The organism is Curtobacterium pusillum (assembly GCF_007673235.1).
GTDB classification, from domain to species: Bacteria; Actinomycetota; Actinomycetes; order Actinomycetales; family Microbacteriaceae; genus Curtobacterium; species Curtobacterium pusillum_C.
On sequence record NZ_VDZH01000006.1, the window covers coordinates 126,094 to 151,403 of the forward strand.

Below are 25,310 nucleotides of genomic sequence, written 5' to 3' on the forward strand. Positions count from 1 at the left end.
TTCCGGACCTGGGGTGAAGGTGGAGCGTCGGTTTCTCAGCGCAGACCGCCGGCCATGGCCGACACGATCTGCTTCTGGAAGATCAGGAACACGATGAAGACCGGCAGGATCGCCAGGGTCGAGCCAGCCATGAGCAGGTTGAAGCTCTCGGCGGCGTTCGCGGACTGCAGCTGTGTGAGGCCGACCGAGACCGTGAAGAACTCGGTCTTCGTGGCGACCAGGAACTGGAAGAAGAAGTTGTTCCAGTTGTAGACGAACGACAGGACCGCGAACGACCCGATCATCGGCGTCGCCATCGGTGCCACGACCGACCACATCCGCCGCCAGACGCCGGCGCCGTCGACCCGGCTCGCGTCCTCGATCTCCGCCGGGAACGAGGTGAAGAACTGCCGGAACAGGAACACCCCGAGGATCGACGGGATGTTCGGGACGATGAGGCCCTGGTAGCTGTCGAGCCAGCCGAGCGACGAGAGCAGGCTGACGAGCGGCGTGAAGACGACCTCGAACGGCACGAGCAGTGCGGCGAGCAGGATGACGAACACGACGTTCTTGCCCGGGAAGTGCAGGCGGGAGAACGCGAAGCCCGCCGCGAGGCTGGTGATGATCTGCCCGGCCGTGGTGAGCACCGCGACGATGGTCGAGTTGAGGTAGTAGATGCCGAACGGGGCGACGTCGAACACCTTCGTGTAGTTGTCGAACCGCCACTCGCGCGGCAGGAAGCTCGGCGGGAAGGCGAGCGCCTCGGCGGAGGACTTGAAGCTCGTCAGCACCATCCAGAGGAACGGGCCGAAGAACAGCACGACCGCGACGATGAGGATCACGTGGCGGAGGACCGCCGGACTGGTCTTCCGCCAGCGGGCGCGGAACGGCCGCTTCCGACGGGGCACGGCCACCGTTCCGGTGGCGAGCTGCCTGGAGGCCCGTGGTGCGCCCGCGAAGGGCGCGTCGGCTTCGAAGTGGGTCACGTCGGTCTCCTAGGTGAGCTCGATCGGGTCGCGACGGTTGATGAACCGCAGCTGGATGACGGCGACGATGATGCCGACGAGGAGGAGGACGACGGCCGCAGCGCTCGCGGAGCCGCCGTGGAAGAAGACGAAGCCCTGCTGGTAGATGTAGTAGAGGATCGTCTCGGTCGACCCGAGCGGGCCGCCCTGGGTGAGGACGTAGACCTGGGTGAACACCTGCAGCGCACTGATCACGCCGGTCACCGCGAGGAACCCCGTGGTGGGGGCGACCAGCGGCAGCGAGATCGTGAAGAAGCGGCGGATCGGTCCCGCACCGTCGAGCGTCGCAGCCTCCATGTAGCTGGCCGGGATGTTCGTGAGGGCGGCGGAGTAGATGATCATCGCGTAGCCGACGCCCTGCCAGACCGAGAACACCATCACGCTCACGAGCGCCCAGGGTTCCGAGTTGAGGAAGCCGATCGGCGGGCCGCCGAGCGAGGTGATCACGCCGTTCACCAGGCCGCCGAGGGGCGACAGGATGAAGCTGAAGATGAGCGCGCTGCCGACGATCGGGGCGATGTACGGCACGAAGAGCAGGGCGCGGTAGACCCCGCGTCCGCGGAACGGCTGGGCGAGGAGCGCGGCGAAGAAGAGCCCGAGGACCATCGTCACGGGGACGACGATCACCACGTAGAGCGCGGTGTTGCCGGCGGCCTGCAGGAACTCGTCGTCCTGCAGGAGCCCGGCGAAGTTGGCGAGCCCGACGAAGTCCCCGGCCGCGCCGGTCGCGGGGTTCCAGTTCGTGAACGAGTACCCGACGGTCTGGACCAGTGGGTACAGGTAGAACAACGCCAGCAGGATGCTCGTCGGGGCGATCAGGGCGTAGCCCGCTCGCCCCTCCTTGCGCTCGAGTGACGAGCGGGGTGGTGCTGCCACAGCACTCGGCATGGTGCCTCCTTCGTTCTTCGTTGAACGCTAGGAATCATGTGTTTCCGGAAGATTACTCGTCGATGACGAAAAGTAAATAGTCATTTCTCGGCAGACTTCGTTCGACCATCGATGCAAGAGCGGGTTAGCATGACGCCATGAACCACCGCCTCTACCAGGACGCCGAGCCCGTCCCCGGGTCCGTCGGGGACGTCCTGCGCCTGATCCGCGGCGGCGGATCGTCCTCGCGGTCGGTGCTCGCCCGCACCACCGGTCTCGCGCCGTCCACCGTCGGGCTGCGCGTCGACGCGCTCGTCGACCTCGGGCTGGTGCACGAGGTCGGTGCCGAGGGGTCGCGCGGTGGACGCCGGGCCCGACGGCTCGAACTCGACGGCACCGCGGGGTTCGTCGCCGCGGCCGACCTCGGGGCGAACCACACCCGCGTCGTGCTGAGCGACCTCGCCGGCCGGACGCTCGCCGACTCGGACGACACCCGCGCCTCGGCGCCGCTCCCCCGCGACGACGGACCGGCCGGCGCCGTCGCCGAGCTGTGGCGGCGCTTCGAGACCCTCGCCGCGGAGTGCGGGCTGGCCATGGACGACTTCCAGGGCGCCGCCATCGGCGTCCCGGCTCCGATCGCGTACCCGAGCGGGCGCATCGTCACCCCGAGCTTCGAACCGACCTGGCACGACGTCGCGCTCGGCTCCCTGTTCGCGTCGCACACCGATGCCCCCGTGCTCGTCGAGAACGACGCCAACCTCATCGCCCTCGCCGAACGGTCCGACACCGAACCACCGGAGCGGTCGAACCTCGTCGCGGTGAAGCTCGGCACCCGCATCGGCGGTGGCGTCATCGCCGGCGGACGGCTCCACCGCGGTGTCGGCGGCGCGGCGGGTGAGGTCTCGCACACCTCGGTGGACGGCACGTCCGTCATCGGGTGCACCTGCGGCGTGCCGAACTGCCTGGAGTCCGTGGCGTCGGCCGGTGCGATCATCGCCCGGCTCCGCGCCGCCGGACACGACGTCTCCACCACCGCGGACCTGCTCCGGCTCGGGGCCCAGGGCGACGCCGACGTCGTCGAGGAACTCCGCACCGCCGGGGCCCTGATCGGCCGGGTCCTCGCCGGGATCGCGAACTTCTTCAACCCGCGCGAGGTCGTGCTCGCCGGCGCCATGTCGGCGTCGCCACCGCTCGTGGCCGCGATCCGGAGCGAGCTGTACCGGATGTGCCTGCCCCTCGTGGCCGACGACCTCGACGTCCGGGCCAGCCGGGCGCCCCGCGACGCCGGTGTGCACGGCGGCGTGGTGCTCGCGCTCGACGAGGTCCTCGCCCCGACCCGGGTCGACGAACTCGTCCGCCGGGCCACGGCGTCCGACGACCGCACGGTGCGGAGCGCCTGATGGCCGTCGTCGCGGTGGACATCGGCGGCACCACCGTCAAGGGCGCGCTGTTCGACGCGGACGGCACCGTCCTCGACCGGGCCACCGTCCCGACCTTCCCCGTCGGTGCGACCGACCCGGGACTGCCCGGCGGGGTCGCCCTCGCCGCCGTCACCGCCCTGGTGGACCAGCTCGCGGCGAGCGCCACCGCCTCGGGCCGGTCGCTCTCCGGCATCGGGCTCTGCTCCCCCGGACTCGTCGACGCCGAGCGCGGGGGGGTGGCCCTGGCCGTGAACCTCGGGTGGTCGGACGTCCCCGTCGCGGACCTCCTGGCCGACCGGTTCGGCGTGCCCGTCGCGCTCGACCACGACGCGCGTGCTGCCGCACGCGCCGAACGGGCGGCCCGCGGTGCCGCGGGACGGTCGGTCGACGAGTTCGTCTTCATCCCGATCGGCACGGGCATCGCGGCGACGATCGTCACCGGCGGCGCGATCGTGCACGGTGCCACGGGCGGCGCGGGCGAGTTCGGGCACGTGCCCGTCGTCCCCGGCGGCGAGCTCTGCACGTGCGGCCAGCACGGCTGCGTCGAGGTGTACGCCTCCGCCGGCAACGTGCTGCGTCGCTACCGGGAGGCCGGCGGCTCCCTCGCCGCGAACACCCGCGAGGTCACCGAACTCGTCGGCACCGACCCCGTCGCCGACCGCGTGTGGCACGACGCCGTCGACGCCCTCGCCACCGGGGTCGTCATGCTCACCGCCGTCCTCGACCCGGACGCGATCGTCATCGGCGGCGGGCTCGGCGAGGCCGGCGAGCGGCTCCTCGGTCCGCTGCGCACGGCCGTCGCCGAACGCCTGCAGTGGCGGTCCGTGCCGGCGATCGAGCAGTCGCTCGTCGGTGCGGGTGCCGGACTCGCCGGTGCCGCCCTCCTCGTCAACTCCCCCGTCCACCACCCACCCGTGAAGGAACCCTGATGTCCGACACCTCCCCCCGGATCGGCCTCGTCGGCGCCGGCGGCATCGCCTACGCCCACATGCCCGGCCTGCTGCGGCTCGGCTCCGTCGTCGTGTACGCGCAGGACGGCGCCCCGGAACTCGCCGCGGCGTTCGCCTCCGCCGCCTCGGCCGCGGGGACCTCGATCACCGTCGTCGACTCGCTCGACGAACTGCTCGCAGCTGTCGACCTGGTGGACGTCGTCACCCCGACGTTCGCGCACGCCGAGGTCGTCCGTGCCGCGCTCGCGGCCGGCAAGGACGTCGTGTCGGAGAAGCCGCTCGCCCGGACCGACGCCGACGCCGCGGACCTGGCGGAGCGTGCTCGGGCCGCCGGCCGACAGCTGTACCCGGCCCACGTGGTGCGCTTCTTCCCCGCGTACGTGCGCCTCAAGGAGGCCGTCACCACGGGCCTCCTGGGCGAGCTGGCGGTCCTGCGGTTCGTGCGCTCCGGGGCGTTCCCGACGCGCACGCCGTGGTTCGCGGACCGCGCGCTGTCCGGCGGCATCGTGATGGACCAGATGATCCACGACATCGACATCGCCCGCTGGGTCGCCGGCGAGGTCGTCCGGGTCTCCGCCGTCAGCGTGCGCGGCGGCACCGACGCCGAACCGGTCGAGGCGGCGCACGTCCTGCTCACCCACGCGTCCGGGGCGATCAGCCACGTCGCGGGCATCTGGGGGCCACAGCACCTCGGGTTCTCCACCGAGTACTCGGTCACCGGGACGCTTGGCAGCCTCTCGCACTCGTCGCGCGCAGAGCAGGACTACGTCGCCGACCTCGCGGCACCGGAGGCGCTGGACGGCTTCCTGCCGCAGGTCGACCCCGCCGACGACCCGTACGGCACGGAGCTGCAGGAGTTCGTCGCGGCGTTCGCCGGCGGGACCGTACCGCGGGTGACCGCCGAGGACGGTGTCGCAGCCGTCCGGATCGCGAACGCGGCGCTCGAGTCGCTCGAGACCGGTCAGCCCGTCGACCTCGCCCCGACCACCACGGAGGTGCTCGCATGACCGACCTCAAGATCGCCGTGATGTCCTTCGCCCACACGCACGCCATCGGGTACCTCGCCGCCCTGGCCGCGATGCCGGGCGTCGAGGTCCGCGGCTCCGACCCGGGCGGCGTCAGCACCGGGTCGTCGATCGTGGAGCTCCGCGGCGCCGACCTGGCCGCTGCCCTCGGGGTCGACTACGTGGAGTCGTACGACGAACTGCTCGCCTGGGGCCCCGACGCCGTCGTCGTGACGAGCGAGAACGCCCGGCACCGTGAGCTCGTCGAGGCCGCTGCCGCAGCCGGCGCGCACGTCCTCTGCGAGAAGCCCCTCGCCACCACGTGGGAGGACGGCATCGCGATGCGCGACGCCGTCGAGGCCGCTGGCGTCATGCTCATGGTGGCGTTCCCGGTCCGCTTCGCCTCGGCGTTCGGGAAGCTCCGTGCCGCACACGAGTCCGGCGCCCTCGGGCAGCTCTTCTCGGTCCGCGGGGCGAACAACGGCATGCTCCCGCTCACGCGCTCCTGGTTCACCGAGCCCGAGCTCTCCGGCGGCGGCGCGCTCGTCGACCACGTCGTGCACATCGCGGACCTGCTCGAGGGCCTGATGGGGTCGGCTCCCGTGTCGGTCACGGCGGTCGCGAACCGGACCCTGCACGCCGGCCGGGCCAGCGCGGAGACCGCCGGCCTCGTGACGATCACCTACGAGAACGGCGTCGTCGCGGGCATCGACTGCTCGTGGAGCAAGCCCGACACGTCGCCGGTGTGGGGCGGCCTGACGCTCGACGTCGCCGGGACGGGCGGCACCGTGTCGCTGGACTTCTTCGGGCCGGCCGCGCGCGGGCTCGCCGCCGAGACCGGACTGCCGATCGAGTCCCGGTACGGCGCCGACCTCGACGAAGCGATGCTCCGCACCTTCCTCGACGCCGTCCGTACGGGCGAGCAGCCGCAGCCGGACGTGCACGTGGGGCTCCGGACGCTGTCGATCGTGCTCGCGGCGCAGGAGTCCGTCGCGAGCGGGAAGACCGTCGCCGTCGTCGGGGAGCACACTCCGGTCGACGCCTGACGGCACGTTCCGTCACCAGGGAATGGACCACCCCGGTGCCTGCTTGACGTCCGCATGACCTCGTCAGCAGCGCGCCGTGGGTGGCTCAGCGTCGTGTCCGTCGCACTCGGATCGTTCGTCCTCGTCCTGTCCGAGTTCCTCCCGATCGGGCTCCTCCCCGCGATCGCCCGCGACCTCGACGTCGGCATCGGCACCGCGGGGCTCATGGTCGTCGCGACCGGGCTCGTCGGTGCCGTCGCGGCCCCGGTCGTCACGGTCCTGACCTCCCGTCTCGACCGTCGCGTGGTGCTCGTGTCCCTGACGATCCTGCTCGTGGTCGCCGACGGGCTGGCTGCGATCGCGCCGAACTTCGCGGTGCTGCTCGTCGCCCGCATGCTGCTCGGCGTCGGCATCGGCGGCTTCTGGGCGATCGGCGCCGGGATCGCCGGGCGACTCGTCCGCCCCGAGGCCACCATCCGCGCCACCTCGCTCATCACCGCCGGCGTCTCCGTCGCGACCGTGGTGAGCCTGCCGCTCGGTGCCCTCGTGTCGTCGCTGGCGACCTGGCGGCTGGCGTTCGTGATCGGCGGCGTGCTCGGCCTCGTCGCCCTGGTGCTGCAGCTCGCGATGCTGCCGCGGATCCCGGCGCTCCAGCGGGTCCGGTTCGGCACCCTCGGGTCGCTGCTCCGCGTTCCCCGGGCACGGGTCGGACTCATCGCCGCCGCGTTCCTGTTCACCGCGCAGTTCGCCGCGTACACCTACGTGGCGCCCTACCTGCAGGACCTGGTCGGCGTCGGCCCGGACACGGTCACGCTCGCCCTGCTGGTGTTCGGCATCGCGGGCATCGTCGGCAACTTCACCGCCGGGTTCACGCTCGGCCGCACCGTGCTCGGGACCATCGGCGTCGCGAAGGTCGTCCTCGCCGCGTCGGTCGTGCTCCTCCCGTTGCTGGCGAACTCGGTCGTCGGCGTCTTCGTCCTGCTCGTGGTCTGGGGACTCGTCTGGGGTGCGCTGCCGCTCGGGATGCAGACCTGGATGTCGACGGCGTCGCCGGCCGGGTCCGAGACCGGCCTCGCGCTCTTCGTGACGACGATCCAGCTCGCGATCGCGGCCGGTTCGGTGCTCGGTGGGGTCGCGGTGTCGTCGTTCGGGCTCGCCGCGGACTTCTGGCTCGCGGGCGCGGTCGCCGTGGTCGGCGCGGTGGTGCTCGTCTCGATGGGGCTGCGGCGGTCGAACGCCGTGCCGACGTCTGCGGCCCCCGCTGCGGTCCCCGAGACCACGCCGACGGGTTCCGTCGCGGTCGTCTGCCCCTAGGCCCCGAGCGCGAGGACCCGGTCGGCGGCGGCGATGGCCTCCCGGTCGTGCGCGGCGTGCACGACGACCGCGCCGGCGGCGGCCTCGTCGGCGAGCGCCGACACCACGAGCGCAGCCGATCCAGCGTCGACCCCCGCCGTCGGTTCGTCGACGAGCAGCACCCCGGCACGCTGGGCGAGCCCGAGCGCCACGAGCGTGCGCTGCCGCTGACCGCCGGAGAGTTCGTCGAAGGGGCGGTCCGCCAGGTCCGCGATCGCCATCCGCTCGAGTTGCGCGTCGACGACCCTCCGGTCCCCGCGGCCGAGCGGTCGCCACCACCGGCGGTGCGGCCACCGCCCCATCGAGACGGTCGCCCGGACGGTGAGCGGGAGCGCGGTCGGCGGGACGGACTGGGTCACGTAGGCGAGACCGCGGTCGGCCTGGAGGCGCGACACCCGTCCGCCAGTCGGCTCCACCGCACCGGCGAGCACGTCGAGCAGCGTCGACTTGCCAGACCCGTTGGGTCCGGTCACCGCGGTCACCGCCCCCGACGGGAACGACGCATCAAGGTCGTCGAGCACGGTCCGGTCGCCGCGTCGGACGACGAGTCCGACGACGTCGAGGGCGGGTGCGGTCGGAGCGGGGAGCACCTGAGGACACTATCAGTATCGATAGTCATTTTCATGTAGCGTCTCGGACCGTGACCTGGCTGACCGACCCCTTCTCCGTCGACTTCATGCTCCGCGCCCTCATCGGCGGCGGGCTCGCGGCGGTCCTCTGCGCCGTCGTCGGCACGTGGGTGGTGGTGCGCGGGATGGCGTTCCTCGGCGAGGCGCTCTCGCACGGCATGCTCCCCGGCGTCGCGGTCGCCACCCTGACCGGGATCCCGGCGGTGATCGGCGCCGCGATCAGCGCCGGCGTGATGGTGTTCGGCGTGGGAGCACTCCGCCGCCGGGCGCGACTGTCGTACGACACCTCGATCGGGCTGCTGTTCGTCGGCATGCTCGCCCTCGGCGTCATCATCGTTTCCGGCTCCCGGTCGTTCGCCACCGACGTGACGGCGATCCTCTTCGGGGACGTGCTGGCCGTCACCCGCGCGGACCTGGCCGGCCTCGGCGCCGCCGTGTTCGTCGCGCTCGCTCTCGCCGCCGCGTTCCACCGCGCGTTCACGGCCGCGGCGTTCGACGTGCGGAAGGCCGCGACGCTCGGCCTCCGACCACGCCTGGCCGAGGTCGTCCTGATCGCGCTCGTCACGCTCGCGGTCGTGGCGTCCTACCGGGCGGTCGGCACGCTCCTCGTGGTCGGCCTCCTGCTCGCCCCCGCGGCGGCGGCCCGGGTCTGGACACGACACGTCGTCTCGACCATGGCGCTCGGTACCGGCTTCGGCTGCGCCGCCGTCCTCGTCGGACTCCTCGTCTCCTGGCACGCGGGAACCGCGGCCGGCGCGAGCATCGCCGTCGTCGCGGTCGTCTCGGTCGCACTGTCGCGCGCCGTCGCCGCTGCCGTCCCCACGTCCGCGGCCGCCGGACGGCCGACCACACCGCCATCCGCAGCACCACCTCGAGAGGGAGCATGAACCCGACCACCAGCCGCGCACCCGCGCGCACCCTGACCGCCCTTGCCCTGGCCACCGGCATCGCACTCACGGCCGCGGCGTGCTCGTCCGAGCCGCGCCCCGCAGCCGATGACCCGACCGACACCGCTCGTCCGCACGGCTACGTGGCTGGCGCGACCGAGTCCCAGGAGCCGCAGCTGCGCCTCCTCGCGGTCTCCGCGACCGGCGAGACGACCCTGCACGACCTCCTCACGGCGGACAGCACCGACCTCGACACGGTCGACGCCCCGGAGCACAGCGCGACCGACGGTCGCTTCCTGCTGACGAGCGACGACGACCGGACGACGGTCGTGGACGGCGGCGCCTGGACCGTCGACCACGGCGACCACACCCACTACTACGCGGCCGAGCCCCGTGTCGTCGGGACCCTCGACGGCGGCGGGCGCGTCGAGGTGCACTCCTCCGAGACCCTGACCGCCGTGACCTGGCCGGACCGCGGGGAGGCGGTCCTCCTCGACCGGTCGGCGCTCGGGCAGGGCGAGCTCGACGTCACCGCCCGACTCGACGCGACCGTCCTCCTCCCCACCGCGGAGCGCCTCGTCGCAGCATCCGACGACAGGGTCCGAGTGCTGTCCGCGGACGGGGAGGACGTCCGCGCCGAGCAGCCGTGCCAGGACCCTGCCGGTGGCATCGTCACCCGGGCCGGCGCGGTCGTGGGTTGCGCGGACGGCGTGGTGATCGTCGACGACGAGGGCACGGCACGCACCGTCCCGCTGCCCGACACCGCCGCGGACGCGGTCCCACGCGCCACCGCGTTCGCCGCGCGCGCCGGGCGCCCGACCGTCGCCGGGCTGGCCGGGGACACCGGCTTCTGGCTGCTGGACAGCCGCGAGGGAGCCTGGCGTCACGTCCCGACCGACCGGCCGCTCCGCGCGGTCGTCGCGGTGGACGACGCCGACGAGCACGTGGTCGGCATCGACGACCAGGGTCGGGTGGTCGTGCACACGATGACGACCGGTGCCGTGGCGACGACCGACGCGCTCGTCGACGGTGCAGCCGGACCGCTCCTGCAGCTCGATGCGCAGCGCGCCTACCTGGCGGACCCGCAGGACGGCGTCGTGCACGAGATCGACTTCGCGGACGACGCCCGGGTGTCGCGCACGATCGAGCTCCCGGTGGCGCCGGCGGCCTTCGCGGAGGTCGGACTGTGACCCGGGCAACGCCGGCCTCCCGCACCGCTCGGGCCCTCGGCGTCGTGCTCGTCGCCGCAGTGTCCGCCGCGGGGCTGTCCGCCTGCGCACCGAGCACGGCCGACCGCCCGCTCGTCGCCGTGACGACGAACATCCTGGGGGACGTGGTCACCGAGGTCGTCGGGGACGCCGCCGAGGTGATGGTCCTGATGCCCGCCGGCGCCGATCCGCACTCGTTCGAGGTGTCCGCCAAGGAGGCCGCCCGGCTGCGGAGCGCCGACCTCGTCGTCGAGAACGGCCTCGGGCTCGAAGAGGGCGTCGTCCGCCACGTCGCGGCGGCCGCCGACGACGGCGTCCCGGTGTTCACTGCCGGCGACGCCATCGACGTACTGGAGTGGAGCACCGAGGACGACAGCGGCCCGGACCCGCACTTCTGGACCGACCCGGCGCGGATGCTCGACGTGGTGGACGCGCTCGGCGACGAACTCGACGACGCCGGCATCGGGACGCCGGGCGCCACCGCCTACCGTGAGCGGCTCGGGAAGCTCGACGATGCGATGACGACGGCGTTCGCGACGCTGCCCGAGGACCGCCGTGCCCTCGTCACCAACCACCACGTGTTCGGGTACCTCGCTGAACGGTTCGGCTTCCGGGTCGTGGGCGCGGTCATCCCGAGCGGGACGACCCTGGCCTCACCGAGTGCGGCGGACCTCCGGGACCTCGCCGCGGCGATCGAGGAAGCCGGCGTGCCCACGATCTTCGCGGACGCGTCGCAACCTGCTCGGCTCGCCGAGGTGCTCGCCGAGGAGGTCGACGTGCACGTCGCGATCCGCCCCCTCGCGACCGAGTCCCTGACCGCGGAGGGGCCCGCCTCGACGTACCTCGGGATGATGCGGTCCAACATGGATGCGATCGTCGACGGCCTGTCGACTTCCAATTGAGAATGAGAATCAATACAGTTTGGACATGCACATGAAGAAGATCCTGCCCGTGGGACTCGTCGGCGCCGTCGCGATGGCCCTGGCCGGGTGCTCGACGAGCCCCGCCGACGCCGAAGCGACCCGGACGAGCACCCCGTCCGCCGACGGCACGCGCATCACCCTGACCTACGACGGCGGCCTGCTCGTCCTCGACGAGGACCTGCGGGTCGTGTCCGACGACCCGATCGACGGCTTCACCCGCGTGAACCCCGCCGGCGACGGGCGCCACGTGCTCGTGACCGTCCCGGAGGGCTTCCGCGTGCTCGACACCGCCGCGGACCCCGCACTGACCGACGCGGTCTTCCCGGCCGACACCGGTGGGCACGCGGTCGTGCACGGCGACCGGACCGCCCTCTTCGCCGACGGAACCGGCGACGTCACCACGTTCGACAACACGGACCTCGACGGCGACGAGCTGCCCGAGACCACGACGACGAAGTCCGAGGCGGCGCACCACGGCGTCGCCATCGAGCTCGAGGACGGCACGCTCCTCACCACGATCGGCACCGAGGAGAGCCGCTCCGGCGTCCGTGCCCTCGATGCCGACGGCGCGGAACTCGCCCGTTCCGAGGAGTGCCCGAACGTGCACGGCGAAGGCGCGGTCGAGGGCGAGGTCGCCGTCTTCGGCTGCACCGACGGCGCCCTGGTCTACCAGGACGGCGCGTTCGAGAAGATCGACGCCCCGACCGAGTACGGCCGCACCGGCAACCTCTTCACGACGGAGACGTCCCCCGTCGCCGTCGGGGACTACAACGACGACGAGGACAGCGAGGGCTACCTGCTCCACCAGATCGCCCTCATCGACGCCGAAGCCGGCGAGTACACCGTCGCCGACATGCCGGACGGCGTCGGCTTCACCTTCCGCGACCTCGCCCGCGGCCCCGGTGACGAGGCCGTCGTCCTCGGCTCCGACGGCTCCCTGCACACCTTCGACGAGACCACCGGCGAACAGCTCGACTCGTTCCCCGTGATCGATGCGTGGGACGGCCCGACCGAGTGGCAGGACGCCCACCCCGCCCTGAAGGTCGCGGGGGACGTCGCCTACGTCACCGACACCGCCGACCAGAAGATCCACGCCGTCGACCTGACCACCGGGAAGGTCATCGCCTCGAGCGACGAGCTGCCAGGCGTCCCGAACGAGATCGCCGTCGCGTAGTACCCCGACATCCGGACAGTGCGCCGCAGCCGCGCGGCGTACTGTCCGGTCCATGCCCGCTCTCACCGACACGTTCACCCTGTCCAACGGTCTGCACATCCCCAAGATCGGCTTCGGCACGTGGCAGATCCCGTCCGGCGACGACGCCTACGACGCCACGAAGACCGCCCTCGACCTCGGCTACCGCCACATCGACACCGCGCTCGCGTACGGCAACGAGGCGAGCGTCGGCCAGGCCGTCCGTGACAGCGGCGTCCCGCGCGACGAGGTCTTCATCACCACGAAGCTCCCCGCCGAGGTCAAGACCGCCGCCGGCGCACGCGAGGCCTTCGAGACCTCGAGCACGAACCTCGACCTCGGCGAGATCGACCTGTACCTCATCCACGCCCCCTGGCCGTGGGGCGACATCGGATCGGACCACCGCGACGGCAACGTCGAGGTCTGGAAGGTCTTCGAGGAGCTCTACGACGCCGGTCGGACGCGCTCGATCGGCGTCTCGAACTTCGAGGTCGCGGACCTCGAGGACCTGCTCGGCCGCACCGACGTCGTCCCGCACGCCAACCAGATCCGCTGGTTCATCGGCAACACGCAGGACGCCACGACCGCCTTCGACCGCGAGCACGACATCCTCACCGAGGGCTACTCGCCGCTCGCCACGGGTGGGCTGCTCGAGAACGCCGAGATCCGCGACATCGCGGCGAAGTACGACAAGAGCGTCGCACAGGTCGCCATCCGGTACCTGCTCGAGCAGGACGTCCTGCCCCTGCCGAAGTCCACGACGCCGTCGCGGATCGCCGAGAACGCGAACGTCGACTTCGTGCTGTCCGCCGAGGACGTCGCAGCACTCGACGCACTGCAGGACACCACCGACTGACAACACCGGGAACACGACACCCCCGTCGCCGGTTGCACCCCGTGGTGCCACAGCCAGCGGCACGACCCCAAGGAGGCCAGCATGACCACCACCGAAACCGCCATCCTCGCCGGCGGGTGCTTCTGGGGAGCGCAGCAGCTCCTCCGTCGCCGTCCCGGCGTCATCAGCACCCGCGTCGGCTACTCGGGCGGCGACACCCCGAACGCCACGTACCGCAACCACGGTGACCACGCCGAGGCCGTCGAGATCGTCTTCGACCCGTCCGTGATCTCGTACCGGGACCTGCTGGAGTTCTTCTTCCAGATCCACGACCCGTCGACGAAGGACCGGCAGGGCAACGACGTCGGCCGCAGCTACCGTTCGGCGATCTTCTTCACGACGCCCGAGCAGGAGCAGGTCGCGCGCGACACCATCGCGGACGTCGACGCCTCGGGCATCTGGCCGGGCAAGGTCGTCACCGAGGTCGAGCCCGCGGGCGACTTCTGGGAGGCCGAGGAGGAGCACCAGGACTACCTCGAGAAGTACCCCGCCGGGTACACCTGCCACTTCGTGCGCCCGGGGTGGAAGCTCCCGCACCGCGACGAGGCGACCGCAGCGGTCTGATGGTGACCCAGTAGCGGACTGGAGGTGGGCCCCAACCGCCGGTACCGACGCGCCGCGCCAGCGGGGCGCCGGCCGTGACGGGAGGGACGGTGCCAGCTGGCACCGCGCCTCCAGTCCGTCACGGAGTCACCTCCACCGCGTCACCCGGCTCAGCCGCGCGGCACCAGCGCGTCGATGGCCGTGAGCTCCTCGTCGGTGAGCGGGGCACCCGCGAGCGAGTCGAGCGTGCCGTCCAGCTGGCGGACGCTCGAGGCCCCGACCAACGCGGACGTGACCGCCTCCTGCCGGAGCACCCACGTGATCGCGAGCTGCGCGAGCGTCTGCCCGCGCGCCGCGGCGATGTCGTTGAGCGCACGCGCCGTCGTCAGGTACTCGTCGTCGATCCGGTCCGCGCCGAACCAGCGGCCCTCGGCCGCACGCGACCCGACCGGCACCGAGCCGTCGAGGTACCGGTCCGTCAGCAGCCCGCCGGCCAGCGGCGAGAACACGATCGCGCCGGTCCCGAGGCGGAGCAGCTCGTCGAAGAGCCCGTCCTCGGGGACCCGGTCGAACATGTTGTAGCGCGGCTGGTGGATGAGCAGGTGGATGTTCTCGGCGGCGAGTGCCTCAGCGGCAGCGGCCGTCTGCGCCGGGTCGTAGTTCGAGATGCCGGCGTAGAGCGCCTTGCCCGAGCGGACCGCGGTCACGAGGGCGCTGATCGTCTCCTCGATGGGGGTCTCGGGGTCGGGGCGGTGCGAGTAGAACACGTCGACGTAGTCCAGCCCGAGGCGAGTGAGCGACTGGTCGAGCGAGGCGAGCATGTACTTGCGCGAGCCCCAGTTGCCGTACGGTCCGGGCCACATGTCGTAGCCGGCCTTCGTCGACACCACGATCTCGTCACGGAAGGGGCGGAGGTCCGACTCGAGGATGCGCCCGAACTGCTCCTCGGCGGCTCCGGGCGGCGGACCGTAGTTGTTCGCGAGGTCGAAGTGGGTGATCCCGCGGTCGAACGCGTGCAGGACGATGTCGCGCTGCGTGGTCAGGGCCCGGTCGGCACCGAAGTTGTTCCACAGCCCGAGCGAGATGCGCGGCAGCAGCAGGCCGCTCCTCCCCACGCGCTGGTACGGGAGTCGCTCGTAGCGGTCGTCGGCGGGGCGGTGGACGTCAGGCATCGTTGCTCGATCCGGGTCGGGGACAGGCCGTCGTCGACGCTACCGTGCGGACGCCCCGCCGTGGCGCGGGTCCGGTTGAGTCAAGCCGTCAGGCAGTCATCCCTCCACATCCCGAAGGAACGAGCATCCTGCGTCCGCGGTGCGTCGAGGTTCGTCATGCTGGGTTGGTCACGCCGGTGCCGCCTCGGCTTGTTGAGCCGCTCGCAGCATCATTTCGCGGCCCTGTTCGCGATCACCGTCGTCCTCGTGCACGTACCAAGCCTCGTGGTCGAGAGACTTCGCATGACCCTGATTCATCATGATGTGCGTACCTCTTGCGATCACCAGCGAGTTCGCCAATGCTTGACCCATCGGCGATTGCCGCCCCACGCGAATATCGTAATCCACGTGAAGATGGTTCCGCGCTTAGTTTGCGCACACGCTATGCCTTGTGCCGATACCGCCGGGTCCACGACGATGGCAGTGCGGAAGCCGGCCGAACCCCCTTTGCACTCCGCTACCTGCTCGGTGAGCGTAGCTGCCGAGGAATCGATTGCCGCCGCGGTAGAATTCTGTCCTCTGACCGTTGGACTACGTGTGAACTTGGAGGTCGTTTTCCGCTGCAGTTATCGCGACGCATCTATTCAGGCCGCGGCGCCGCATGCTTCCCTTGGGCCGAACCCTGCGCGACATCATTTGGGCCGCGCCGGATTCCCGGAAAAGAGGAGACAATCCTCGCAAGCGTCTTTCTGGACTGGCGAGCAGACATTGCAGTGCTAGGAAACTCTCGCTCTCTTCCGTCTTTCATGATGATCACGAACATGCGAACGAAGAGGTGAAGCGGGTCAAGGCCGCCTTCCGTGAACCGATTCATCAGGCCCGAATATCCGCGGATTTCCACGCGTTCTATGGAATCCGACCGCAGTCGGACAGTGCGGAACCAGCCACGGATCTTCAGATCGCGCGTTCCTATGAATACCCCGACGGTCGCAGCTCTGACAAGCCAAAGGAGCAGGAGTCCGAAGATGGCAGTCTGCTCCCAAGCCAGACCGGTCACCGCGACGCTCACGCCGGTCGCCCCACCAAGAAGCAGGACGTACGACGAGGCTATAACGATCGGACCGCGACGAGTACCCGGGACTCTTTTCATGCGCTTACCTCTCGTGATCACCAGCGAGTTCGCGAACGCTTGACCCATCGGCGATTGCCGCCCCACGCCGATATGCCGTCACCGACGGTGTTCCCAACAGCGTTCGCGCGGAAATGAACCCGGCGATATGAGCGGGACCCCCAGCATCTCGACGCCGAACGTCCTGCCCGGAAACTGTATCTGACGTGCGACCGAATGACCCCCGGCCAAACCGCGCAAGCCCCTTTGCGGCGTATCCGCCGCCGATTGCACCTACCGCCGAGACGGCGGCCTCTCCCCATCGCCCCTGCACCGCGTACGCCGCGGTCTGGATCTGACCGTGGGGCACGAAACACCATTCGGGAAGGATGCACAGACGGACTGGAGCCGCGCTGCCAACCGGCACCGCGCCTCCAGTCCGATTTGATGGACGTCTACCGCCAGACGCGTCCGGCGACGTCGACGACGCTGCGGACCTTCGCCCACTGCTCGTCCTCGGACAGGGTGTTGCCCTCCTCAGTGGAGGCGAACCCGCACTGCGGGCTGAGCGCGAGCTGCCCGAGCGGCGCGTACTCGGCGGCGTCCCGGATGCGCTGCTCGATGACCGCCGGGTCCTCGAGCTCGCCGGTCTTCGAGGTGACGAGGCCGAGCACGACGACCTGGTCGCCCTCGGGCAGGAACCGCAGGGGCTCGAAGCCGCCCGCGCGGTCGCTGTCGTACTCCAGGAAGAACCCGTCGTAGCCGGTGTTGCCGAGGAGCTGCTCGGAGACCGGTTCGTACCCGCCCGAGGCGATCCAGGTCGACCGGAAGTTGCCGCGGCACACGTGCGTGGTGACGACGAGGTCCTCCGGACGACCGTCGAGCACGCGCCGGATGATCGACGAGAACCGTTCGGCGATGCCGTCGGTCTCGATGCCCCGCTCGCGGGCCTTCGCCATCTCGGCGTCCGAGCACGCGTACGCCCAGGCGGTGTCGTCGAGCTGCAGGTACCGGACCCCGGCGGCGTACAGGGCTGCGATCGCGTCCCGGTAGGCCTGCACGAGGTCCTCGGTGATGGCGTCGCGACCGTCGTAGTGGTCCGTGCGGATCTGGTCCGCATCGAGCCGGAAGTCGAACACGGTCGGCGCGGGGATCGTGAACTTCGGGGTGAGGCCGCGCGCGGTGGCCTCGGCGACGACGAACGCGGCGTCGGCGACGAAGGGGTGGTCGGCCGGGAACGACACCGGCCCCGTGACCCGCATGCCCTTCGGCGTGGTGGTGACGCCCTGGAACGCGATGCCGTGGTCGAGCTCGACGACCTCGACACCGTCCAGGCCTCCCCAGAAGTCGAGGTGCCACCAGGCACGTCGGGCCTCCCCGTCGGTCGCGACGTGCAGCCCCGCGGCCTGTTGCGCGTCCATGAGCGCGCGGATCGCGTCGTCCTCGACGGCACGGAGCGCTGCGGCGTCGATGCGGCCGTCGGCGAGGGCGGTGCGGGCCTCCTTGACGGGGGTCGGGCGGAGGAAGCTGCCGACGACGTCGGCTCGGAACGGCGGGCGCTGCTGCATCCGTCGATGCTACCGATGTGGAACCACTGGGCGTGGAGGCGAGTGGGAGACTGAACCCGTGACGACGCCGACCGACGACCACCCGGAGCGCCGCCCCCACGGGACCGGTCGCCTGCCGACGATGCGCGACGTCGCCGAGCACGTCGGGATGTCCCGGCAGCTGGTCTCCCTGGTGCTCCGCAGTGCGCCCGGTCCGAGCGCCGAGTCCCGGGAGCGCATCCTCGCCGCGGCCGCTGCGCTCGGGTACCGCCCGCACACGTCCGCACGGCTCCTGCGCGAGGGTCGCACGCGGTTGATCGGCGCGGTGTTCAGCATGCGCAACCCGTTCCAGGTGCGGGTCGTCGAACGGCTCTTCGCCCGTGCTGCCGAGCAGGGGTTCGGCGTCGCGCTCGGTGCCGCGGGTCCGGACCGATCGACGGACCAGGTGGTCGCGGACCTGCTCGGCGACCGGGTCGAGGCGCTCGTCGTGTTCAACCCGGACCCCGGCTCGACGGCGCTCGAGGAGGCCAGCCGCTCGGTCCCGGTCGTCCTGCTCGGGGAGTGGACCGACGCGCCCTTCGCCGACAACGTGCACGTGGACGAGGTCGGTGGACTCCGCACCGCCGTCGAGCACCTCGTCGCCCTGGGCCACCGCCGCATCGCGTACGTCGGCGGGGAGGACGGACTGGTCGGCCGTGACCGCGCGGAGGCCTACCGGTCCGCGATGCGCGGCGCGGGGCTGGGCAACGAGGTCGACGTCGTCCCGAGCGGGTTCAGCGAAGAGGACGGCGCCGCTGCCGCGCGGACCCTGGTCGCACGCGGGCTCCTGCCGACGGCGGTCATCTGCTGCGGCGACCTGTGCGCGACCGGGCTCCTCGCGGTGTTCGCGCAACAGGGCGTCGAGGTACCGGGACACGTCTCAGTGGTCGGGTTCGACGACAGCTACCTCGCGTCACTGAGCTACCACCGGCTGACGTCGGTGCACCAGGACGTCGAGGCGACCGTCGACGCGGCACTCTCAGCGGTCATCGACAGGACGACCGGGGACGGCGGCGAGCGCCGACGCGTCGCCACTCCGACCCGACTCGAGGTCCGCGACTCGACGGGCCCCGCAGTCGAGTGAGCGGAAATCGTCGGCTCCGCTGACGCCATCCGACGATTCCTGCTCACTCGACGCCGCGCGTGCCGGCGAGCACGCCCCCCACGCCGCGTTTGGCTCGTGCTAACCTCGCGACCATGATCCCGAACACGCTGCCCGAACCGGTCGTCTTCACCCCCGAGGCCAGCGATCCGACCCTCCGCTGGGGCATCGTCGGCCCGGGCTGGATCGCCGGTGAGTTCGCCGACGCCGTCCGCGCCCACACCGCGCAGCGCATCGTCGCCGTGGCCTCGCGGTCGATCGACCGCGCCACCGCGTTCGCCGCCGAGCACGGGATCGAGACCGCACTCGGCAGCGTCGACGAGCTGCTCGCACGACCCGACGTCGACGTGGTCTACATCGCGACGCCACAGAGCGACCACGCCGCCACCGCCCTGGCCGCGATCGCCGCCGGCAAGCACGTCCTCGTCGAGAAGCCCTTCACCGTCACCGCAGCCGAGGCCCGCACGGTCGCCGACGCCGCCCGTGCCGCCGGGGTCTTCGCGATGGAGGCGATGTGGAGCAGGTACCTCCCGCAGGCCTCCGTCCTCCGCACCCTGCTCGCCGACGGCACCCTCGGCGAGGTCCGCAGCGTCCTCGCCGACCACGGGCAGGCCATCCCGTTCGGCCCCGACCACCGGCTGTTCCGTCCCGAGCTCGGCGGTGGTGCACTGCTCGACCTCGGGATCTACACCGTCCAGTTCGCGTCGATGGTGCTCGGTGAACCGCACCGGGTCACGGCCCGGGGGCGGATGACGGAGAGCGGTGTGGACGCATCCGGAACGCTGGTCCTCGAGCACGGCGACGCCCAAGCGGTGCTGCACACGACGATCGCGGCCCGCACACCGACGACCGCCTCGATCGCCGGGACCGAGGGCACGATCGCGTTCGCCGGCCCGTTCTACAACCCGACCTCGTTCACGCTCTCGGCACCGGAGCACGGGTCTCCCGTCCTGCACTGGGACGACCCGACACCCCTCCGCGGGTTCGCGGCGCTCGCCTGGGAGGCCACGGCACTGGCGCGCTTCGTCGGCGAGGGTCGCACGGAGTCCCCGCTGCACACCCTCGACGAGACGGTCGCGATCCTCGGGACGATCGACACCGCCCGCGCACAGATCGCGGCGGGCTGACCATGACGGACCGCATCGAGACGCTCGAGCAGCAGGAGCGCGACCTCGTCCTCGACACGTTCACGCACGACGACGCGTGGGAGCTCGGCCTCGTGGTCCGTCAGCTCGCGCACGAGGCCGGTCACGCCGTCGGCATCGACATCCGGCGGCCAGGCCTCCGCCTGTTCCGCGCCGCACTGCCCGGCATCACGCCCGACCAGGAGGTCTGGATCGACCGGAAGGCCGCCGTGGTCCTGAGGATGGAGCAGTCGAGCGCCCTCGTGGACGCACGCCTGTCCGCAGCCGGCGTCGATCCCGCAGCGATCGGCTGGCTCGGTGCGGAGTACGCCGTCACGGGCGGCTCGTTCCCGATCCGGGTGCGCGGCGTCGGCGTCGTCGCCGCGGTCACCGCGTCGGGACTGTCCTCGGACGAGGACCACGACCTGGTCGTCGCGGGCCTGCGCGCGTTCCTCGGGTCACGTCCGTGACGTGACGGTCTGACGGACTGGAGGCACGGTGCCAGCTGGCACCGTGCCTCCAGGCCGTCATCGACTCGCGTTCGCGAGCCGCACCCGCTCAGGCGGGCAGGGGCACGAAGTCGAACTCCTGGAACGACGCGACCTCGTCCGCCCAGCGCGTGCCGACGAACCCCTGGTGCGCCGGGTGGGCGTCGTACGCCGCGTAGGCATCCTGGTCGGCGAACCGCATCGAGAACTGGAAGCGGAAGTCGCTCTGCGACGACACCTGCCGTGACACCGTGAAGTCGTGCACGCCCGGGATCGCCGGCAGGGTGGTCCGGGCCGCTTCGAGGAACGCGGCCTCGGCGGCGGAGTCGGGCTCGTGGACGAGCGTGAAGCAGACGGTGTGGATGATCACGCGGCATCTCCGATCGGGTAGTCGACGAAGGCGAGGGCGGACCCGTCGGGAGCCCACCCGTTGACGTTGAGGGTGCCCTGACCGCCGTCGAGCTCGACGATCGTCTCGGCCGACTGCCAGACCGCAGGCCCCCAGTCACTGACGCTGCCAGGGCCGGTCACGAGCCGCAGCCGGACCCGCTTGTCCGCCGGGTGCCCCTCGGTACCGGGCGGGAAGGACAGATAGACGGCGGCGTCGTCGGTCGGCGCCGGGTGCGGGAACCAGTTGACGTGCTCGTCGACGGTGAGCTGCTCGATCCCGGAGCCGTCTGGTCGGACCCGGGCGATCTGCGCGTGGCCGAACGCTTCCGTGTTGAACAGGATCCAGCTGCCGTCCGGGGTCCACTCCGGGCCGTCAGCGGCAGCGGGCTCCGTCGTCACGGCGCGATCGGCGCTGCCGTCGGTGGCCATCACCCGGATCGTGCCGGAGGACCAAACGGCCTCGGCGGACGGGTCGAGGTGGACGTACGCGAGCTCGGAGCCGTCGGGGCTGACCCCGTGCAGGAAGTGCAGGCCACCGTCGTCCGGCGTCACCCGTGTCGCCGCTCCCCCGGCCAGTGGTGCCGACCAGATGTGGAAGTCGTTCGCGCTGACGTGCACGGTGACGCCGTCGGGGTCGAGCACGTGGTCGTTGTTGAGCGGCGGGACGCCGGGGATGTCCACCGCGGTCGGGTCGGCGGAACCGTCGGCCGGCATCGTCCACAGCGTGCCGTCGGCGTTCAGGACGAGCCGGCCGTCGGCGGTCCAGTTCGGTGCCTCGTACAGGCGCTCGGCGGACTCGTGCACGGTGGTCACGCTGCGGTCGCTCCGGTTCCAGATCCGGATGCGGCAGCGCTGGCCGGAGGCGAGGAGGCGTCCGGGTGGGGTGGCTTCAGCGTCGTTGCTCATGACTCCCTACGGATTGGCTCGTGCTAAGGCGGATGTGTCCACCCTACGGCACGACAACCCGGCCACGGGCGCGTCGATCGGACGGCAGCACGAGCACGAGCGTCGCGACGAGTGCGATGCCGAGCATGACCGCCCCACCGGTGTAGGCGTCCGCGACCCGTCCGGACAGGGTCGCCGCACCGGCGCCGACCGCGGTGAGCACCGCGACGCCGAGGGTCGAACCGAGCTGGTGGGCCGTGTTAACGAGACCGGAGGCCGCTCCGGCGTCGGCCGCCGGCGCCCCCGCGATGCCGGCGGCGGTGAGCGGTCCGAAGCACAGCCCTTGACCGATGCCGAACAGCACGAGCGGCCCGGCGAACCCCGCCAGGTACCCGACGTCCGGGGTGATCCGGCTCAGCCAGAGCACGGCGACGAGGACGATCGCGATCCCGGACGCGACGAGCAGCGCGTTCCCGAACCGGCGGGTGAGCCGCGGCACGAAGAGCGAGACGGCGAACTGCAGCAGCGTCATCGGGAGGAAGGCGACGCCGGCCTCGAGCGCCGACCACCCGTACACACCCTGCAGGAACTGCGTCGTGAAGAAGAAGAACGCGATGCCGGTGCCCGCGAAGAGCAGTCGGGCGACGGCCGCTCCGGAGCGACCGGCGTCCGCGAACAGCCGCAGCGGCATGATCGGGTGCGCGGCCTTCAACTCGTTCAGCACGAAGACGGCGAGGACGACGGCGCCGGCCACGATCGGCAGGATCGTGGCGCTCGCACCCCACCCGTGGTCGCCGCCGTTCACGATGCCGTACACGAGTGCTCCCATGCCGAGCGTCGACGTCACGGCGCCGAGGACGTCGAAGCGGCCCCGGGTCGGCGCGGTCTGCGGCAGGTACCGGACGGCGAGGACGATCAGCACGATCGCGATCGGCACGTTGATGAAGAACCCCGCCCGCCAGGAGACCAGGCCGGCGAGCGCACCGCCCACGACCATGCCGAGGCTCGCCCCGACACCGGCCGTCGTGCCGTACAGCGACACCGCCCGGGTGCGCTCCGGGCCGACGGGGAACGTGGAGGTGATGAGCGACAGCGACGACGGGGCGACGATCGCGGCGCCGACACCCTGGAACGCGCGGGCGGCGATGATCCACGCCTCGTCCTGCGCCGTGCCGACGAGGAACGACGCCAGCCCGAACAGCGCCAGGCCGAGGACGAACACGCGCTGGCGCCCGAGGAGGTCGCCGGCGCGTGCACCGAGGAGCAACAGGCCACCGAAGACGAGGGTGTACGCGTCCTGCACCCAGGACAGCGCCGTCGGCGACAGGCCCATCCCACGCTGGATCTCGGGTAGCCCGGTGAAGATGATCGAGTTGTCGAGGACGATCATGAAGTAGCTCACGAGGACGATCACCAGGACGACGGTGTGGTGCGGTCGGGACGCCCGGGCCGGGGGCGGGACGGGTGTCGACGCGGTGTCGGGCGTTGCGGTCATGCCGACGAGTCCACCGCGGATCCGCCCGCACTGGGAGTGGTGGGGCTTCCCTGTACCGACAGTCCCTCCTTCCGGCCCGGCGCAGCACGTACGGTGTCGGCATGGACCACCGCGCCGAGATCAGCGACTTCCTCCGGACCCGCCGGGCCCGGATCACGCCCGAGCAGGCCGGGATCATCGGCGGCGGTCGTCGTCGGGTCGCCGGTCTCCGCCGCGAGGAGCTCGCGATGCTCGCCGGGATGAGCTCCGACTACTACGCGAAGATGGAGCGCGGCCACCTCGCCGGAGTCTCCGAGGACGTCCTCGACGCCCTCGCTCGGGCGTTGCAGCTCGACGATGCGGAGACGGAACACCTGCTCGACCTCGCCCGCGCCGACACCCCCGTACCGGTCCGGCGTCGTGCCCCGAAGCCCGCCGACGATGCCGTCCGTCCGAGCCTCCAGCGGTTCCTCGACACCATCACCGGAACCCCGACCGTCGTGCAGAACCGCCGCAGCGACGTCGTCGCCACGAACAGCCTGGGCCGCGCCCTGCTGTCCCCGCTCCTCGACGACCCCGTGAACCAGGCCAACAACGCGCGGTTCACGTTCCTCAACCCAGCCGCCCGCAACTTCTACGTCGACTGGGAGCAGGGCGCCACGAGCCTCGTCGCCTCGATGCGCAGCCACGCCGGCAAGCACCCGCACGACCGGGACCTGACCGACCTCATCGGTGAGCTCGTCACCCGCAGCGACGACTTCCGACGTCGGTGGGCCGCACACGACGTCCGCTTCCACCGATCCGGCACGAAGCGACTGCACCACCCCGCGGTCGGCGACCTCGAGTTCGCGTTCGAGGCGATGCAGCTGCCTGACAGCCCCGGCTGGACGATGTACGGCTACACGACCGTGCCCGGCTCGCCCTCCGACGAGCGTGTCCGGCTGCTCGGCAGCCTGGCTGCCACCGCCGCCCCCACGACGGAGGCGACGCCGTGAGTCGCCGGCGCCTCAGCGCCCCTCGAACTCGTCGTCGGTGATGTGCTCGAGCCACGTCGTGCTGGTCGAGGGGTCGTCACCGCTCTCCACCATGGCGATGTGCTCCATGAAGCAGCCGGGTGCGGCGGCGTGCCAGTGCTCCTCGCCGGGCGGTGTGTAGAGCGTCTGCCCGGGGTGCACCTCGACGACCCCGCCGTCACGGGTACCGAACCGCCCGATGCCCTGGGTCACGCGGAGGTACTGCCCCTTCTCGTGCGAGTGCCACGCGGTGCGCGCGCCGGGGGCGAACCGGACGGTCGCGACGGTCATGTGCTGGCCGTCCTCGTGCGGGACGGCGATCGGGTCCAGCCAGACGTCGCCGGTGAAGCGCTCGGGCGGGTTCTTGCTGGTCGGGACGGCGGGTTCGATGTTCATGGTGCTCCTGTTCTCGAGAGGCCGGCGGCGGACAGCCACCGGTCGACGTCGACCCCGGCGGCATCGTCGCGGACCTCCTCGCCGCGGACGGCCAGACCGTCGCCGATCCGGGCCCCGGTGCGGAGGTCACGGTAGAAGGACGCAGTGTCGCCGAGCCCGCTCACGGCGTAGGACACGAACGGATGGAGCGACGTGCCGGACAGGTCGACCGCCTCGGCGAACGTCGCCATGATCATCGGCGGCTGCACGTTCCAGATCGGGCTGCCGAGCAGCACCGTGCCGTAGCCGCTCAGGTCGGGCAGGTCGCCCGCGATCGCGGGGCGGGCGTCGTCGCCCTGCTCCCGGACGTTGCGTGCGACCGTGTCGTCGTAGCTGTCCGAGTACGGGTCGGCCGCCTCGATCCGGAACACGTCGCAGTCGATTCGGACGCGGATCAGGTCGGCGAGGACCTCGGTGTTCCCGGTGTCGAGGTTCCGGCGGCCGCCGTTCCAGTAGTTCTCCCCGGGGCGCGAGAAGTACGCGAGCAGGACGCGGTCGTCGCGGTCGGTCGGTGGCACGGAACTCCCCGGAGTGGTCGACGGCGTGGGGTCGGGCGTGCACGCGGCGAGGCTCGCCGCGGCTGCGGCCACGGCCGCAGCGCCGACGCCGCGGATCAGTGCGCGACGCGCGATGACGGGACGGGTCACGGCAGT

General features: G+C 71.5%; 26 protein-coding genes. 15 read left to right on the plus strand and 11 right to left on the minus strand.

From position 1 onward, the window contains the following. Positions 1-35 precede the first annotated feature (35 nt). A complete protein-coding gene (locus tag FS532_RS16465) occupies positions 36-965 on the minus strand; it encodes a carbohydrate ABC transporter permease (RefSeq protein WP_144756752.1) in 930 nt (309 codons plus the stop codon). Between the two features lie 9 nt (positions 966-974). Continuing rightward, positions 975-1,892 carry a carbohydrate ABC transporter permease gene (locus tag FS532_RS16470; RefSeq protein WP_144756754.1) on the minus strand — a complete coding sequence of 306 codons (918 nt, stop codon included), beginning with the start codon at positions 1,890-1,892 and terminating at the stop codon, positions 975-977. 137 nt (positions 1,893-2,029) lie between these two features. Here FS532_RS16470 and FS532_RS16475 point away from each other — a divergent pair, with 137 nt between their 5' ends. Genes FS532_RS16475 through FS532_RS16495 form a run of 5 tightly spaced genes read left to right on the plus strand, consistent with a single transcriptional unit; the run spans position 2,030 to position 7,585 of the window. Next, positions 2,030-3,271 carry an ROK family transcriptional regulator gene (locus FS532_RS16475; RefSeq protein WP_144756756.1) on the plus strand — a complete coding sequence of 414 codons (1,242 nt, stop codon included), beginning with the start codon at positions 2,030-2,032 and terminating at the stop codon, positions 3,269-3,271. Further along, positions 3,271-4,221 (plus strand): ROK family protein, encoded by a 951-nt coding sequence (locus FS532_RS16480; protein WP_144756758.1) that lies wholly within the window; start codon positions 3,271-3,273, stop codon positions 4,219-4,221. Before FS532_RS16475 ends, FS532_RS16480 begins: the two co-directional genes overlap by 1 nt. Next, on the plus strand, positions 4,221-5,249 hold the full coding sequence (locus FS532_RS16485; protein WP_144756760.1) for a Gfo/Idh/MocA family protein: 1,029 nt from the start codon (positions 4,221-4,223) through the stop codon (positions 5,247-5,249). The genes FS532_RS16480 and FS532_RS16485 overlap by 1 nt, the downstream gene beginning before the upstream one ends. Continuing rightward, a complete protein-coding gene (locus tag FS532_RS16490) occupies positions 5,246-6,292 on the plus strand; it encodes a Gfo/Idh/MocA family protein (RefSeq protein WP_144756762.1) in 1,047 nt (348 codons plus the stop codon). Before FS532_RS16485 ends, FS532_RS16490 begins: the two co-directional genes overlap by 4 nt. Before the next feature lie 54 nt (positions 6,293-6,346). After that, the gene (locus FS532_RS16495) at positions 6,347-7,585 is read left to right on the plus strand and encodes an MFS transporter (RefSeq protein WP_144756764.1); all 1,239 of its coding nucleotides are present in this window, start codon (positions 6,347-6,349) and stop codon (positions 7,583-7,585) included. On the opposite strand, the gene FS532_RS16500 is transcribed toward FS532_RS16495, so the two are convergent. Next, a complete protein-coding gene (locus FS532_RS16500) occupies positions 7,582-8,214 on the minus strand; it encodes a metal ABC transporter ATP-binding protein (protein WP_144756766.1) in 633 nt (210 codons plus the stop codon). The two genes, FS532_RS16495 and FS532_RS16500, sit on opposite strands and share 4 nt — an antisense overlap. Positions 8,215-8,264: 50 nt before the next feature. Between FS532_RS16500 and aztB the strand changes: the two genes are divergently transcribed. The 6 genes from aztB (at position 8,265) to msrA (ending at position 13,922) form a co-directional block, all read left to right on the plus strand. Beyond that, a complete protein-coding gene (gene aztB / locus FS532_RS16505; RefSeq protein ID WP_144756768.1) occupies positions 8,265-9,140 on the plus strand; it encodes a zinc ABC transporter permease AztB in 876 nt (291 codons plus the stop codon). After that, positions 9,137-10,330, plus strand: coding sequence for an ABC transporter (locus tag FS532_RS16510; RefSeq protein ID WP_144756770.1), 1,194 nt, complete (start codon positions 9,137-9,139; stop codon positions 10,328-10,330). Before aztB ends, FS532_RS16510 begins: the two co-directional genes overlap by 4 nt. Further along, positions 10,327-11,250: a metal ABC transporter substrate-binding protein gene (locus tag FS532_RS16515; RefSeq protein ID WP_144756772.1), complete on the plus strand. Its 924-nt coding sequence runs from the start codon at positions 10,327-10,329 to the stop codon at positions 11,248-11,250. Before FS532_RS16510 ends, FS532_RS16515 begins: the two co-directional genes overlap by 4 nt. A 25-nt stretch (positions 11,251-11,275) precedes the next feature. After that, positions 11,276-12,445 (plus strand): hypothetical protein, encoded by a 1,170-nt coding sequence (locus tag FS532_RS16520; RefSeq protein ID WP_260852781.1) that lies wholly within the window; start codon positions 11,276-11,278, stop codon positions 12,443-12,445. A 52-nt stretch (positions 12,446-12,497) separates the two neighbouring features. After that, positions 12,498-13,319, plus strand: a complete 822-nt coding sequence (locus FS532_RS16525; RefSeq protein ID WP_144756774.1) for an aldo/keto reductase — start codon at positions 12,498-12,500, stop codon at positions 13,317-13,319. An 81-nt stretch (positions 13,320-13,400) separates the two neighbouring features. Continuing rightward, positions 13,401-13,922 carry a peptide-methionine (S)-S-oxide reductase MsrA gene (gene msrA, locus FS532_RS16530; protein WP_144756776.1) on the plus strand — a complete coding sequence of 174 codons (522 nt, stop codon included), beginning with the start codon at positions 13,401-13,403 and terminating at the stop codon, positions 13,920-13,922. 149 nt (positions 13,923-14,071) lie between these two features. On the opposite strand, the gene FS532_RS16535 is transcribed toward msrA, so the two are convergent. The 3 genes from FS532_RS16535 to FS532_RS16545 form a co-directional block, all read right to left on the minus strand. After that, positions 14,072-15,073, minus strand: a complete 1,002-nt coding sequence (locus FS532_RS16535; RefSeq protein WP_144756777.1) for an aldo/keto reductase — start codon at positions 15,071-15,073, stop codon at positions 14,072-14,074. A 168-nt stretch (positions 15,074-15,241) separates the two neighbouring features. Further along, positions 15,242-15,460, minus strand: a complete 219-nt coding sequence (locus tag FS532_RS16540; RefSeq protein WP_144756779.1) for a hypothetical protein — start codon at positions 15,458-15,460, stop codon at positions 15,242-15,244. A 1,155-nt stretch (positions 15,461-16,615) separates the two neighbouring features. Continuing rightward, complete coding sequence (locus FS532_RS16545) at positions 16,616-17,728, minus strand: 5-methyltetrahydropteroyltriglutamate--homocysteine S-methyltransferase (protein WP_144756781.1); 1,113 nt, start codon at positions 17,726-17,728, stop codon at positions 16,616-16,618. Positions 17,729-17,786: 58 nt separating this feature from the next. Here FS532_RS16545 and FS532_RS16550 point away from each other — a divergent pair, with 58 nt between their 5' ends. From FS532_RS16550 to FS532_RS16560, 3 genes are all read left to right on the plus strand, one after another. After that, positions 17,787-18,830: a LacI family DNA-binding transcriptional regulator gene (locus FS532_RS16550; RefSeq protein WP_222122010.1), complete on the plus strand. Its 1,044-nt coding sequence runs from the start codon at positions 17,787-17,789 to the stop codon at positions 18,828-18,830. Between the two features lie 113 nt (positions 18,831-18,943). Continuing rightward, positions 18,944-19,975: a Gfo/Idh/MocA family protein gene (locus tag FS532_RS16555; RefSeq protein WP_144756783.1), complete on the plus strand. Its 1,032-nt coding sequence runs from the start codon at positions 18,944-18,946 to the stop codon at positions 19,973-19,975. Between the two features lie 2 nt (positions 19,976-19,977). After that, positions 19,978-20,442: a heme-degrading domain-containing protein gene (locus FS532_RS16560; protein ID WP_144756784.1), complete on the plus strand. Its 465-nt coding sequence runs from the start codon at positions 19,978-19,980 to the stop codon at positions 20,440-20,442. Positions 20,443-20,530: 88 nt separating this feature from the next. On the opposite strand, the gene FS532_RS16565 is transcribed toward FS532_RS16560, so the two are convergent. Genes FS532_RS16565 through FS532_RS16575 form a run of 3 tightly spaced genes read right to left on the minus strand, consistent with a single transcriptional unit; the run spans position 20,531 to position 23,230 of the window. Then, the gene (locus FS532_RS16565; RefSeq protein WP_144756786.1) at positions 20,531-20,830 is read right to left on the minus strand and encodes a Dabb family protein; all 300 of its coding nucleotides are present in this window, start codon (positions 20,828-20,830) and stop codon (positions 20,531-20,533) included. After that, entirely contained in the window at positions 20,827-21,756 is a 930-nt protein-coding gene (locus tag FS532_RS16570; RefSeq protein ID WP_144756788.1) for a TolB family protein, read from the minus strand. The genes FS532_RS16565 and FS532_RS16570 overlap by 4 nt, the downstream gene beginning before the upstream one ends. A gap of 43 nt (positions 21,757-21,799) precedes the next feature. After that, positions 21,800-23,230: an MFS transporter gene (locus FS532_RS16575; protein WP_144756790.1), complete on the minus strand. Its 1,431-nt coding sequence runs from the start codon at positions 23,228-23,230 to the stop codon at positions 21,800-21,802. Positions 23,231-23,331: 101 nt separating this feature from the next. Here FS532_RS16575 and FS532_RS16580 point away from each other — a divergent pair, with 101 nt between their 5' ends. Further along, complete coding sequence (locus FS532_RS16580) at positions 23,332-24,204, plus strand: helix-turn-helix transcriptional regulator (RefSeq protein WP_144756792.1); 873 nt, start codon at positions 23,332-23,334, stop codon at positions 24,202-24,204. A gap of 12 nt (positions 24,205-24,216) precedes the next feature. Here FS532_RS16580 and FS532_RS16585 read toward each other — a convergent pair whose 3' ends face one another. Together FS532_RS16585 and FS532_RS16590 are read right to left on the minus strand one after the other, a co-directional pair. Further along, positions 24,217-24,618, minus strand: a complete 402-nt coding sequence (locus FS532_RS16585; RefSeq protein ID WP_144756794.1) for a (R)-mandelonitrile lyase — start codon at positions 24,616-24,618, stop codon at positions 24,217-24,219. Next, positions 24,615-25,304: a flavodoxin gene (locus tag FS532_RS16590; protein WP_222122011.1), complete on the minus strand. Its 690-nt coding sequence runs from the start codon at positions 25,302-25,304 to the stop codon at positions 24,615-24,617. The genes FS532_RS16585 and FS532_RS16590 overlap by 4 nt, the downstream gene beginning before the upstream one ends. Positions 25,305-25,310: the final 6 nt, after the last annotated feature.